Consider the following 12885-nt stretch of genomic DNA (forward strand, 5'->3'; position numbering starts at 1 on the left):
CCGAAGATTTGCGCAACAAGCCAGATATTCAATCTGTACGAGGGCACCTGATGCCATCCCCCGTTTACGTAATTGGCGATATTCACGGCCAGTTTGAGATGCTGCAACAGGCGCTTGACCGGATCGAGCGCGACGGAGGGTCAGACGCCCGCGTGGTGTTTCTGGGTGATTATGTGGATCGCGGTCCGGATAGTCGCGCGGTTCTGGACCTTTTGGCTGCGGAACACCGCGCCGGGCGCAACTGGGTCTTTCTGCTGGGCAATCATGACCGGATGTTTGCCCGTTTCCTGCAGGATGGCTCCACCGCCGAGGCCAAACTGCGCGTCGGGGAACACTGGCTACATCACCGCTTGGGCGGGGCCGAGACTTTGGCGTCTTACGGTGTGGAGTTCACGGAAGAAGACCGTATCTTCCGGCTGCTTGAGCGGGTGCACGATGTCGTGCCGCAGGCTCATATCGACTTTCTGAACAGCCTTGTGACACATCATCAGGAAGGCGAGGTGTTCTTTGCCCATGCAGGCATTCGACCCGGCGTCCCCTTGGCGGATCAAACCGAAGAGGATCTGGTCTGGATACGGGGCGAGTTTCTGGACGATCCGCGCCCGCATCCCTGTCTGATCGTGCACGGGCACACACCCGCCCATCGGGCCGAGCATCGTGGCAACCGGATCAATCTGGATGGCGGAGCCGGGATGGGCCGACCGTTGGTTCCTGCGGTTTTCGAGGGCCGCGACTGCTGGTTGCTGACCGAAAACGGCCGTGTCCCGCTGACCCCTAGCGTTTGACGAACCGATCCCTGAATTGCTCGCGCAGCGTGTTTTTCTGTACCTTGCCCATCGTATTGCGCGGCAGGGCGTCCATCAGGATCAGCTCGCGCGGGTGTTTGAATCGGGCGAGGTCGTTCTGAACCGAGGCCATGATTGCGGTCAGGTCCGGTGACTGGCCGGGCAAGGGCACGATGATGCCCAGAACCGTTTCACCAAAATCCGGGTGCGGCACGCCGATCACGGCGCTTTCCAACACGCCGGCCTGATCGTCCAGCAGCAGTTCAAGCTCTTTGGGGTAGATGTTGAACCCGCCCGAGATGATCAGGTCTTTGCCGCGTCCGACGATGTGGACATAGCCATCCTCATCCACGCGGCCCAGATCGCCGGTGATGAAGAAGCCATCCTCGCGCAGTTCGGCGGCGGTTTTTTCAGGCATCTGCCAGTAGCCGCTGAAGACGTTTGGGCCGCGCACCTCGATCATGCCGATCTCACCCTGCGGCAGGGTCTCTCCGGTTTCGGGATCGGTCACTTTTAGTTCGACATCCGGCAGAGGAAACCCGACCGTGCCCGCGCGGCGTTCACCGTCATAGGGGTTCGAGGTGCTCATGTTGGTCTCGGTCATGCCATAGCGTTCAAGGATGCGGTGGCCTGTGCGGGCCTCGAATGTCTCATGGGTTTCGGCCAGCAGGGGGGCTGAGCCCGAGATGAACAGCCGCATATGTCGGGTCAGATCACCGGTGAAGCGCGCGTCGCCCAGCAGGCGCGTGTAGAAGGTGGGCACGCCCATCATCGATGTCACCTGTGGCATCAGGCGCAGCATGTCGTCCAGATCAAACTTCGGCAGAAAGATCATCGACCCGCCCGAGGCGAGGATCACATTCGTTGCCACAAACAGCCCGTGCGTGTGAAAGATCGGCAGCGCGTGCAACAGCACATCCTCGCGCGTGAACCGCCACTCCCGCACCAGCGTATCGGCGTTTGATAGCAGGTTCGCCTGTGTCAGCATCGCCCCCTTTGAGCGTCCGGTGGTGCCAGAGGTGTATAGGAATGCGGCCAGATCATCCTCGGTCCGGTGAACCGGTTCGAAGGCCGGTAACATGCCCAAAGCCCGACGCATCAGACTGCCCGAGCCATCGGCGTTCAGCGTTTCCAGCCGGGCGTTCTGAGCCTGTGCAATTGGGGTCAGTTCCGCCTCACTGGCCGCATCGCAGACGACCAAAGCGGCCCCGCTGTTTTCGATGAAATAGGTCAGCTCGGCTGTTTTGTAGGCGGTGTTCAAAGGCAGAAAGATCAGCCCCGCCTGCGCGCAGGCCGCATATAGCGCCAGCATCTCAGGCGATTTCTCGACCTGAACGGCGACGCGATCGCCGGGTTCCAGCCCATACCCTGTCAGCGCGTTGGCGATCCGCGCCGCCATATCCAGAAACGCGGCATGGGTGATTGTGCGCCCGTCGGGCAGATGCAGAAACGCCGTGTCTTTCCCCGCGTGAATCCCAAACAAGCGATCATAAAGCGGGTTGCCCATCCCGTATTCCTTTCCCAGCTGCCTGCGCTGAATCTGTCGTGGAAATGTGGGGTGGTAAAGCCCCGTTTGCGATATATTTTACGGGCGTTTTCCAATCCCGCTCTGGTGCATATGCTGCACCTGCGATATGCGCATGGCAGCTTGCCGGAGATACGATATGTTTGTTGCCACATTGCTTACCAACCCAGCCGCACCGTCGCTGGACCCGGCTCTGGTCGAGTCGCTGCGAAACGCCTGGGGCGGTGCCGAAATTGTCTGGCTGAACCCCGACGAGGCGGCAGAATTTGCCGTGCCGGACATGCCGGACAATCGCTGGGATGTTTGGGCGGACTTGCAGCAGATGGGCGTCGATCTGGTTGTGCAACCGTCCGAGGGGCGACGCAAAAAGATGCTGCTGGCCGATATGGACAGCACCATGATTCAGCAGGAATGCATCGACGAACTGGCTGATGAGGCCGGTGTGGGCGAACGCGTCAAGGACATCACCGCGCGCGCCATGAATGGCGAGTTGGATTTCGAAGGGGCCCTGATCGAACGGGTCGGTCTGCTGAAAGGGCTGGACGAGGCGGTGATCGATCAGGTGCTCAACACCCGGATCACCCTGATGCCCGGCGGGCGCGAACTTGTTTCCACCATGCGGGCAAATGGCGGCTATGCGGCGTTGGTGTCAGGCGGGTTCACCGCCTTCACCGCGCGCGTGGCCGAGTTGTTGGGGTTTGACGAAAACCGCGCCAACACGCTGCTGGCCGAAGACGGACGCCTGACCGGCGATGTCGGACGTCCGATTCTGGGTCGGCAAGCCAAGGTCGAGTCGCTGGAACGGATCACCAACAAACTCGGTCTAGCCGAGGCGGATGTGATCGCGGTGGGGGACGGGGCCAATGATCTGGGCATGTTGCACCGCGCCGGAACCGGAGTTGCGCTGCACGCCAAACCCTCGGTCGCGGCGGAATGTGACGTGCGGATCAACCATGGTGATCTGACCGCGCTGCTGTATCTGCAAGGCTACAGGAAGTCCGAGTTTCAGGGCTGATCGCCCCTAGAACAGATCGAACCGAACCGGATTTTTGGCCCAATACACTCTGGCTGCCAGCAGCAAGCGTGCTTTGGGGTCATTTGTCGACGCGTAGGACACGGGAACCCCGAACCGTGCGCTGGCGCTTTCCAGCGCGGCCAGCGTGGCGGGGCCGACCTGGCCGTCAATTGCGACGTTTTCTCCGACCTCGTTCAGGGCCATTTGCAGGGCCCGGTCCAGATCAGCCTTGGATATCCCGTCCAACTGACCCATCGCCTGCGCAGCGGGTTCTTCGTTGGCCAGCAACGCGGCTTTGGCCGCCCGCAGCGCCGCATCGGCAGGGCCACGTCCCGGCACCTGACCATCCAGAATGATGTAGGCTCCGTTGGCCCCACCCCACGCATCACCGCGTTCCAGTGATGTATCGTACCACTGCAACGCCTCGGCGCGGGTTCGTCCCTGCAACTGATCGCGCAGGATCATACGGGCGATGCTGGCCGGAGCGGTCGGATGCCCGCCGTCAGAGGCGGCACGAAAATAGGCCTCGGCCTTTGCGAAATCGACAGGGTTTCCACCAAGCCCTTCCAGCGAGACATAGGCAAGGTTATCGTAGCCGTAGATGTCCTTGCGCAGTTCCGAGGCGCGCAGATAGCGCAGCCCGCGTTTAGGGATATAGTGGTCCGAGTTCTGGCGCAGATAATAGATGCCCAACTCGTTCATCGAGAAGGTATGGCCCAACTCAACAGAACGTTCCAACAACTCAAACCCGCGCTTTTTCTCTTCCTGTGTTGTCCCGTTGCGCAGTAGATCCTGACCAAGGCTGTGCATGGAATACGGGTCGCGCTGAGCTGCACCCTGTTCCAAAAGTTCGCGGGCACGTTCGGGGTCATAGGGGGTTTTCGTGACAGCGCGGTCAATCCGCTGGGTTTTCAACAAACTCGCCAACGCATATTTGGCGCGGATGTGCCCCCCGGCTTCGGCTGCCGAGATGCTTTCATAAGCGGCGGGCACGTCACCCGATGCCTGTTGGATGCGCCCAAGCTGATACAGGAAGCGCGGATTGTCCGGATCGTCCTGAACGGCCTGCGTGCAGGCTGCCAACCCTTTTGCGATGTCCAATTCGTTCGGCAGGCGGAACACGCCGACGCCATTGATGTCCAGCGCATCTCCGGCCTCAAGGTCGCAGGCGTTCATTTCCAGATCCAGAGACACATCGACCGTCTGCTGTTTTTGGTCTTGTGTCAGCACCTGAACCGAAAAGGTGTCTTTGAAGTCAGCGTTGCCGACCTCGACAGCGCGCGCGTCAGAAATCTCGGGGGCGTATTGGACGTCACTGGCCGTGGATTGATCGCTGAAACTGACAGCGCCCCGGGTCGGGTTTTCAATCACCTGCAGGTCGACAATTTCGGTTCCCAATGCCTGTTCCAGGCTTCGCAGCAATGGGATCGACTTGTCGAACTGATGGCTGAGAGCCACCGATTGTGGTGCGGCTTCTTCTGCCTCGGCAGGTGGGGATGCGGGTTCAGTGGATTGTTGTGCCAGATAGAACGGGCGTACCAGCGTCGAGCTTTCCCAGGGAATCTGCTGACCCGCCGTTTTGGCGTGAACCTGTTCGCGAATGACAGGGAAAAGCTGCTGAATGTTCTCAAACGGCGAAGATGCGGCCGTTGCCAGAACGGCAGCAGTATAGGGGCTGTTCTGACCCTGCGCGCCATCACTCGCCACCGCTCCGGGTGATGTGGAGTACGCTACCAGAGAATTCAGCGGTGTCTTGAAAACATCAAACCCCTCGCGGGTTTCGAACAGGTTCGCATCCAGATCAGCGGCCAGCCTGAGATCCTGAAACGGGTTGTCTCGGCACGAATCCAATATGGCGACATGGGCCGCGCTGCGCGCCGACAGGGTATCGATCACGCGGTCCAGCGTCATGGTCGCCAGCGGGACGTCGTAAATGGTTTCGAACTTGGCATCGACCGGCAGCAGGTAGTTTCTGCGGCCGATCTGAATGCCATGACCTGCGTAATAGAACAGCACATCGGCCGAAGGTGGGATGTTCAGCACCGCCGTTCGGATCAGCGCTTCAAATTCCTGCTTGCTCAGGTCATAGCCGTCGTACACCCGAAAGTCGAAATCCCGCAGCATGGCCGCAATATCTTCGGCATCCTTGCGGGCATTGGTCAGGTCGCCAACGCTTTCGTAATCCTGATTGCCAATCACAATTGCGATGCGATTGGCCGTTGACGATGCTTGGCCGGTCTGCGCGCTCAGAGCATGTGTGTTCAGTAACAGGAAAGCCGATGCAGCCAGCAAGCGACCAAGTCGTTGCTTCAACGCTTGCTGTGACATTGTTAAGACCCTTTCAGATCATGAGTTGCCCCAGCCACCGCCGCTGCCGCCGCCGGCACCCGAACTGCCACCTGACGAACCGCCGGAACCGCCACCCGATGAACCTCCCGAACTGCCGCCTGACGAACCGCCCGAGCCGCCACCGGAACCTCCGCCTGATCCTCCGCCGCTCGAACCGCCTTCGCCGCCGCGTTCTTCACCGGCCAGGGATGTTGAAGACGTGCCAGAGCTTCCCGACGACGTCGCCGAAGCCGGCGTTGCTGCGACGGCTGACTGCGTCGCCTCGCCTGAGGTATCAACCGGCTCTTCCTGAGACCAAACTGTCCCACATCCGGAAAGGGCGACTGTCAGAACAGCAAATGCTGAAACGGTCGTACGGCGCATTTCAAAACTCCTTAACAACTTACATAAAACACGAAACTCGCATATTTGATTATAGTTCGCAGACATTATGTCTGTCTATTAGTGAATTATGGCTGTTTTTGAAACACTTAAGGTGTCGAACGTGACCGAGTTCACACAGCCGCTTTGAGCTTTCCTTAATTTAACTTTTGTGTTAAATAGTGATCATGAACACGCTTCTCACCACCTTCTCCGCCCTGTCCGACGCGACCCGTTTCGCGATTGTTGAGCAATTGATGGAGGCCGGAGAGATGCCCGCAGGCGAGTTGACCAAGGGCAAGGGCATGTCCGGTGCCGCGATCTCGCGCCATTTGAAAGTGCTGCGCGCGGCGGGGCTGGTACAGCAGCGGGTGCAGGGCACACAGCGCATGTATTCGATCCGCCCCGAGGGGCTGCGCGCCATTGCCGACTGGACGATCTCGAAGCGTCAGTTCTGGGAAAGCAGTCTGGATCGCTTGGGCGACATACTGGAAAGGGAAAACTCATGGCCGACCTGAAGCTCGAGCGGGAGTTTCCCGTTGATCCTGAAACGCTGTTTGCATGGGTCACCAACGGCGCGAAGCTGTTGCAATGGTGGGGCCCCGAGGGGATGCATGTGCCTCAGCACAATCTGGATTTCTCGCGCACGGGTCCGTGGTTTTCAGTGATGGAAAACAGCGAGGGCCAGCAATACAAGGTCTCGGGCCATGTCACCCATGTCGACCCGCCCAAATCTGTTGGGTTCACCTGGGCCTGGCATGACGATCAGGATCAGCGCGGTGCAGAAAGTCACGTGACCTTTGCCGTCACGGCAACCGAAACCGGTTCGCGCCTTGTGCTGGATCACCGGGAACTGGTCGATGCCGAAGCTGCCGAGAACCACAACATGGGCTGGACATCTTCGCTGCGCAAACTCGAAGCGCTGTGCACATAGGTTTTCATCAGGGAGGAGCGTTATGCCCCAATATTTGTTTGTCTATCACGGGGGCCACACCCCCACCGACCCCGCCGAGATCGAGGCGACCATGGCCGCCTGGGGCGCGTGGTTTCAGAACATGGGTGAGGCGTTGGAGATCCCCGGAAACCCGGTTGGCCAATCCTACACCGTCAGCAGCAGCGGGGTTGTCGACAATGGCGGCGCGAACCCGGCCTCGGGCTTTACGGTGATCAAAGCCGACAGCATGGACGCCGCGACCGAGATGGCCAAGGGCTGCCCGATGGTTGTCAACGGTTCCGGCTCGGTCGAAGTGGCCGAGGTGCACGAGATTGAGATGTAGCGGGCCTAGCCGGGAAAACCCGGTGCGGGTCGGATCACGCCGCATTCCAGCCCACGGCGGCTGTATTGCGTGGCATTCATGAATTTTCTGGTGGCCGGGTGGTCGGCCTCCAGCACGCCAAGGCTGACCAGAATGGCGGCAATGGCGCATTCGCTGGCGCGGGTTGTGCCGTCGGCGATTTTCAGCGCCACACCCATGCGTTTTTCCGGCAGGATGGCCACGAACACAGCCTCGGCCCCGGTTTTGATCGCCGCACGCCCCTCCATGGCGCGCATCAGTTCCGTGCAGGCGCGGGTTTCGCCCGCGACCAGTTCGGGATGTTTGATCATCGCGGCGGTCAACTGCTGCGCCGCGTCGCTGGATCGGTCGGATCGGTCAGCGGCCGAGGCGAACCACGCCATTGACCGCGCCAGCCCCACCAATGAGGTCGCGAAGTTCGGGGCCGAGCATCCGTCGATCCCATAACCGGGGCTGGTTTCGCCGGTTGTCTCCTCAATTGCTGACAGGCAGGCTTGCTGCACCGGGTGGTCGATCTCAAGATACTCCGGCCCGGCCCCCATATGCTGACCAAGGGTCAGAAACCCGCAATGCTTACCTGAGCAATTGTTGTGAATCTGGCAGGGCGTATCGTCGGCCAAAATCAGCCGGTCGCGCGCGGCCTTATCCGCCGGTTCCTGCGGGCCGCAGCGTAGATCGGGTTCTGCCAGACCCAAATGATCCAGCCACTCCGCTACACGTTCAGTGTGGATCGCAGCGCCATTATGCGAAGCACAAGCCAGCGCCAGATGCTCTGAGTTCAATCCGTACTTCGCGGCAGCGCCCGACGTAATCAAGGGAAGTGCCTGAATCATCTTGGCCGAGGATCGCGGATAGATCACCGCATTTGGATCGCCCCAGCTTTGCACGATCTGCCCGGTATCGTCACAGACCACCGCATGACCCAGATGCAGACTTTCCAGCAGGGGACCACGCCACAGTTCTGTCATCGGGATGGGCTGAGTCATCTTGACCTCCGGATTTATGCGCAAAATTCTGCCAATCGCCCTTTCGCCTGTGGCGAAACCTGCGTTAGTGTGTGTATGTCGGCAATCATCGGGATGCGCAACTTTTCCAAGACGAACCGGCAGGGTTCGCGACGCATTCTGATGGGTATGAGGTAGAAGGTCGAGCTAGGAGGCTGGACAAATGGGATCAATGCTCGTCCGCGTGATCGCGGGCCTGTGCGTGGCGGGGATGGCCACGACTGCAATCGCTCAACAGGCGACAAGCACAAATCGCGTAGCGGCAAAAACGGATTGGAGCGTTTTTGTCGAGGATGATCCCACCGAATGTTGGAGCGTGTCCGCCCCCAAAGAAACGGTGAATACCCGTGGCGGGCGTGTGGTTTCGGTCCGTCGCAGCGACATCCTGCTATTCGTGTTCTATCGCCCCAATGCCGAGGTCAAAGGTCAGGTGACCTTTACCGGTGGCTATCCGTTTGCGGCAGGGTCGACCGTGAACCTGAACGTAGATGGCAGCGAGTTCGAATTGTTCACCGAAGGCGAATGGGCCTGGCCCGCAACAGCGGCCGACGATGCCAAGATCGTCACCGCCATGAAGCGCGGCACCGAGGCGGTGCTAACCGCACGGTCGGAGCGGGGAACGCAGACCAAGGACACATTTTCATTGCTGGGCTTTACCGCAGCGATCGAAGACGCCGAAAAGCGTTGCACCAACTGACCCACTCTAAATTCAGATATAGGTAACCCCGTCTTTCGGCGGGGTTTCTTTTTGGCTCAAAATACGCCCGCTTTACGTAACGTACATATTCGAATTTGATCCGTATCAAAGCAGGTTACTCCGTTTTCTGAACTAATCGGTTCAGAGGAAAAAAAGGAGCTTTCGAATGCTGAACAAGTCCATTGTCGCCCTTATGATCGCCGCCGCTGCGGTGCTGAGCGCATGTGAGAAATCAAGCGACACCTATCCGGTGTCCGGCGAGCAATGTGGACCGGAAGATCCGGTGAAAACCCTGGATGCAGCGGATTGTAACATCCTGCCTGCAAGCTTCTGACCGGCTCATCCGGTATCGGAAAACGAAATCGGCCGCATCGCTCATCCCGGTGCGGCCGAACTGTATCTGGGCGCGTCAAAAAAAGCAGGAGACCGGGATTGACGATTCCTTTTGATCTTTGCGCGCGATCCTATATAGAGGCGCATCCCAAGCCAGAATCCGTTGAGACAGCCACATGTCGCCCAAAGCGCCGATCACTCAAGACGTCATGACCATCCCCCGTAAACTGCCCGAGGGGAAGGTGAACCTTGTCGGTCTGACCCGCGACCAGCTGCGCGAGGTGCTGATCGAACATGGTACACCCGAAAAGCAGGCCAAGATGCGCACCGGGCAGATCTGGCAGTGGATCTATCAATGGGGCGTGCGCGATTTTGGTGAAATGACCAATCTGGCCAAAGCCTATCGCGCGCAATTGGCCGAGCATTTCGTGATAGAAATCCCCGAGGTCGTGACCCGTCAGGTGTCCGAGGACGGCACACGCAAATATCTGTGCCGCATCGCGGGCGGGCATGAGGTCGAGGTGGTTTATATCCCCGAGGATGATCGCGGCACGCTGTGCATCTCGTCTCAGGTCGGGTGCACGCTGACCTGTTCCTTTTGCCATACCGGCACGCAGAAACTGGTGCGCAACCTGACTGCGGCGGAAATCGTCGGTCAGGTGATGATGGCCCGCGACGATCTTGACGAATGGCCCACCCCCGGCGCGCCCAAGGACGAAACGCGCCTGCTGTCGAACATCGTTCTGATGGGTATGGGCGAGCCGCTGTATAACTTTGAAAACGTCCGCGACGCGATGAAGATCGCCATGGACCCCGAAGGCATTTCCCTGTCGCGCCGTCGCATTACCCTGTCGACAAGCGGAGTGGTGCCTGAAATCGCACGCACGGCCGAGGAAATCGGTTGCCTTCTGGCGATCTCGTTCCATGCGACTACGGACGAAACCCGCGATGTTCTGGTTCCGATCAACAAGCGCTGGAACATCGAGGAATTGCTGCAGGCGCTGGCCAGCTATCCGAATGCCTCAAACTCGGAACGGATTACGTTCGAATACGTGATGCTGGATGGCGTGAATGACAGTGACGAGGACGCGCACCGTCTGATCGACCATATCAAGCGGCACAAGATTCCGGCCAAGATCAACCTGATCCCGTTCAACGAATGGCCCGGCGCGCCCTACAAGCGCAGCTCGAACAACCGTATCCGGGCCTTTGCGAACATCATCTATCAGGCCGGATATGCCTCACCGATCCGCAAGACGCGGGGCGAGGATATCATGGCGGCCTGCGGTCAGTTGAAATCGGCCACAGAACGCGCCCGCAAGTCGCGCAAACAGATCGAGGCCGAGGCTGGGTTGAACAGCTAAGGCATCTGCTCAGCCGACAGTTGAAGATGAAATCTTAACATTTCGGCTTCTGTTTTTTGCATGCAAAATTTGTTATGTTTGTCCTGCCCGGGTTTCGGATTTGGGGCTCACCTTTGTGCACGAAACGGTGAGGTGGACGGACCGGTTCTGGCAGGATGATTGATGTTCGCTATGTGGATTAATGTAAGTCCCGATGCGCAAGCGAACTGTTTTTCAGGTAGGCCAACTTATGAATACAGTTTTCAGCAATAGATTTCAGACCGTTCTTATTATTTCGGCTTCGCTTCTGATATTTGTGGGCCAGACGCAGGCCGACGAACAGGATGCCCATATCGCAATCGAAAACCCCGCCGAGTTGAGCAAGGACGAGGCCAACGCTGTCTACAAGTCCTTGGCGAAGCGGATGGCGCGTGGCTATGCGGCGGCACAGCTGGATCTGCTGCGCAATTACCAAAGCTGGCCGCTGTTCAATGATGCGCCCTATATCTCGGCCACCCACGGACAGCGGTTCGTGAACAGCTATGCCAACAGGATGGCGCATAATTACGGGACCTTGCAGGAAGGCGAGGTTCTGCCGGTGGGGTCCGTGCTGGCCAAGGACAGCATGACCGTCACGGATGAGGGGAAAATCTTTCCCGGTGCGATGTTCGTGATGGAAAAACTGGCCGCTGGCACAGATCCCGACATGGCGGATTGGCGCTATATCATGGTTCTGCCGGATGGCTCTCTGTTTGGCGATACGATGGGATTCCGCGCTAACGCGGTGGCCTATTGCCATGACTGCCACGAGCAGGTCGCCGAACGCGATTACACCTTTTATGTGCCCGAAGAGTATCAGACCGGCGAATAGCAATCGCATCGCCTGTTGACGGCGCGACGACGGGTCCGCCCGTTAGCTGCGTCGGAACCGAGCGGTGCCGATAACTTCGATCAATTGCTGGCGGACAGGTTCGGGCTGCGTTTCGACCGCGTTCAGCACCTCGCGCAGTTCCGCGCGCAAACCGTGCATCTGGTCGATCAGAGAGATCATCATCGACAGCGCGTCAGCTTCCATGTCGTATTGTTCGTGCAACTCGCAGGCCAGTTCCAGCCGGGCGACGTCGATGCTGTGATAGACCAGCCCTTGATCCGATTGTTCGGGGATCACGATTTCGGCCGCCAGATACTCGGTCAGACGGTCCGATGTCAGGCGCGAGATGGTCTCGATCAGTTCCTTTTCGGTCAGGCTCATGACGGCATTCCTTTCCGCGGATCATAGCGGTGCGTGTCGCGCCAGGTTTCCATGAAGGTCTTCAATTCCTCGTCTATCGTGCCGGGCATTGCGATGGTCAGTTCAATCAACTGATCCCCGCGCTGGGACGAGCCGCGTTTCTTCACCCCTTTGCCGCGCAGCCGCAGGGTTTTTCCGCTACTGGTGCCAGCCGGAACAGTGACATTCACACCGCCGTCGATGGTGGGGGCCGGGACCTTGCCGCCCAGAATGGCCTCATCAATGGTGATGGGCAGCGTGATATGGATGTCGTCGCCCTGCCGGTCGAACACTGCATGTTTAGCGACCGAGACTGTCACCAAAGCATCCCCCGGCGGCCCTTCACCATAGCCCGGAGCGCCCTTGCCCCGCAGGCGGATCGTTTGGCCATCGGTGATACCGGCGGGGATCTTGACCTCGATCCGGTCCCCATCCGGCAGGGTCAGCTTTTGGCTGGCACCAAAGACGGCATCCAGAAATCCGATCTCGAGCGTATAATTCAGATTGTGCCCCGGCGCGTGAAATTCCTGCGTGCGTTGGCCACCGAAACCGCCGCGTCCCCGCATGAATTCGGCGAAAATGTCGGACATGTCGTCCGGATCCGCCTGACGCCCGCGATAGGGGTTGCCCGCTGCTTCGGCGTAGTCCCGGTAGTATTGCTGCTGCGGCCGTTCCTGACCCGAAGCGTCAATTTCGCCGTTGTCATAGCGTGCGCGCGTTTCGGGGTCTTTCAGCAGGTCATAGGCTGCGGCGGCGGCTTTGAATTTGGCCTCGGCCTCTGCGTCGCCGGGTTTCAGGTCCGGGTGGCATTCCTTGGCGATGCGCCGATAGGCTTTCTTGATCTCGGCGGCAGTTGCGTCCTTTGCTACACCAAGGACGGAATAGGGATCGTCGCTCATCTCACCTCTC

The 12885-nt window shown here is 59.3% G+C and carries 15 protein-coding genes; 9 read left to right on the forward strand and 6 right to left on the reverse strand.

From position 1 onward, the window contains the following. The first annotated feature begins 50 nt into the window (after positions 1-50). A complete protein-coding gene (locus ACR0MO_RS16745; RefSeq protein ID WP_170455367.1) occupies positions 51-785 on the forward strand; it encodes a metallophosphoesterase family protein in 735 nt (244 codons plus the stop codon). Here ACR0MO_RS16745 and ACR0MO_RS16750 read toward each other — a convergent pair. After that, positions 775-2292 carry a malonate--CoA ligase gene (locus ACR0MO_RS16750; protein ID WP_170455365.1) on the reverse strand — a complete coding sequence of 506 codons (1518 nt, stop codon included), beginning with the start codon at positions 2290-2292 and terminating at the stop codon, positions 775-777. The genes ACR0MO_RS16745 and ACR0MO_RS16750 overlap by 11 nt on opposite strands. Positions 2293-2449: 157 nt before the next feature. Here ACR0MO_RS16750 and serB point away from each other — a divergent pair, with 157 nt between their 5' ends. Next, the gene (gene serB, locus ACR0MO_RS16755; RefSeq protein ID WP_170455363.1) at positions 2450-3325 is read left to right on the forward strand and encodes a phosphoserine phosphatase SerB; all 876 of its coding nucleotides are present in this window, start codon (positions 2450-2452) and stop codon (positions 3323-3325) included. A 6-nt stretch (positions 3326-3331) separates the two neighbouring features. On the opposite strand, the gene ACR0MO_RS16760 is transcribed toward serB, so the two are convergent. Both ACR0MO_RS16760 and ACR0MO_RS16765 read right to left on the reverse strand, forming a co-directional pair. Continuing rightward, positions 3332-5653, reverse strand: coding sequence for a caspase family protein (locus tag ACR0MO_RS16760; RefSeq protein WP_480892388.1), 2322 nt, complete (start codon positions 5651-5653; stop codon positions 3332-3334). An 18-nt stretch (positions 5654-5671) separates the two neighbouring features. Further along, the gene (locus tag ACR0MO_RS16765) at positions 5672-6037 is read right to left on the reverse strand and encodes a hypothetical protein (protein ID WP_480586162.1); all 366 of its coding nucleotides are present in this window, start codon (positions 6035-6037) and stop codon (positions 5672-5674) included. A gap of 185 nt (positions 6038-6222) precedes the next feature. Between ACR0MO_RS16765 and ACR0MO_RS16770 the strand changes: the two genes are divergently transcribed. From ACR0MO_RS16770 to ACR0MO_RS16780, 3 genes are read left to right on the forward strand one after another with little or no spacing between them, the layout of a single operon-like run. Further along, entirely contained in the window at positions 6223-6552 is a 330-nt protein-coding gene (locus ACR0MO_RS16770; RefSeq protein ID WP_170624675.1) for a metalloregulator ArsR/SmtB family transcription factor, read from the forward strand. Beyond that, positions 6540-6968, forward strand: coding sequence for an SRPBCC family protein (locus tag ACR0MO_RS16775; RefSeq protein WP_480892389.1), 429 nt, complete (start codon positions 6540-6542; stop codon positions 6966-6968). Before ACR0MO_RS16770 ends, ACR0MO_RS16775 begins: the two co-directional genes overlap by 13 nt. A 22-nt stretch (positions 6969-6990) precedes the next feature. Next, entirely contained in the window at positions 6991-7311 is a 321-nt protein-coding gene (locus tag ACR0MO_RS16780) for a YciI family protein (protein ID WP_170455355.1), read from the forward strand. Between the two features lie 5 nt (positions 7312-7316). Here the strand turns inward: ACR0MO_RS16780 and ACR0MO_RS16785 are convergent, their stop codons facing one another. Continuing rightward, positions 7317-8315 carry an asparaginase gene (locus tag ACR0MO_RS16785; RefSeq protein WP_480892392.1) on the reverse strand — a complete coding sequence of 333 codons (999 nt, stop codon included), beginning with the start codon at positions 8313-8315 and terminating at the stop codon, positions 7317-7319. Between the two features lie 181 nt (positions 8316-8496). On the opposite strand from ACR0MO_RS16785, the gene ACR0MO_RS16790 reads away from it, so the two are divergent. The 4 genes from ACR0MO_RS16790 (at position 8497) to ACR0MO_RS16805 (ending at position 11577) form a co-directional block, all read left to right on the forward strand. After that, a complete protein-coding gene (locus ACR0MO_RS16790; protein ID WP_170455351.1) occupies positions 8497-9030 on the forward strand; it encodes an invasion associated locus B family protein in 534 nt (177 codons plus the stop codon). 166 nt (positions 9031-9196) lie between these two features. Continuing rightward, complete coding sequence (locus ACR0MO_RS16795) at positions 9197-9364, forward strand: hypothetical protein (RefSeq protein ID WP_170455349.1); 168 nt, start codon at positions 9197-9199, stop codon at positions 9362-9364. Positions 9365-9539: 175 nt separating this feature from the next. Beyond that, positions 9540-10727 carry a dual-specificity RNA methyltransferase RlmN gene (gene rlmN, locus ACR0MO_RS16800; protein WP_170523732.1) on the forward strand — a complete coding sequence of 396 codons (1188 nt, stop codon included), beginning with the start codon at positions 9540-9542 and terminating at the stop codon, positions 10725-10727. Positions 10728-11022: 295 nt separating this feature from the next. Next, positions 11023-11577, forward strand: a complete 555-nt coding sequence (locus tag ACR0MO_RS16805; protein WP_480780985.1) for a cytochrome P460 family protein — start codon at positions 11023-11025, stop codon at positions 11575-11577. Between the two features lie 42 nt (positions 11578-11619). On the opposite strand, the gene ACR0MO_RS16810 is transcribed toward ACR0MO_RS16805, so the two are convergent. Continuing rightward, positions 11620-11958, reverse strand: coding sequence for a hypothetical protein (locus ACR0MO_RS16810; RefSeq protein ID WP_480892396.1), 339 nt, complete (start codon positions 11956-11958; stop codon positions 11620-11622). Further along, positions 11955-12875 carry a J domain-containing protein gene (locus tag ACR0MO_RS16815; RefSeq protein ID WP_170737749.1) on the reverse strand — a complete coding sequence of 307 codons (921 nt, stop codon included), beginning with the start codon at positions 12873-12875 and terminating at the stop codon, positions 11955-11957. The genes ACR0MO_RS16810 and ACR0MO_RS16815 overlap by 4 nt, the downstream gene beginning before the upstream one ends. Between the last annotated feature and the right edge of the window lie 10 nt (positions 12876-12885).

The organism is Ruegeria sp. K5, assembly GCF_056531805.1.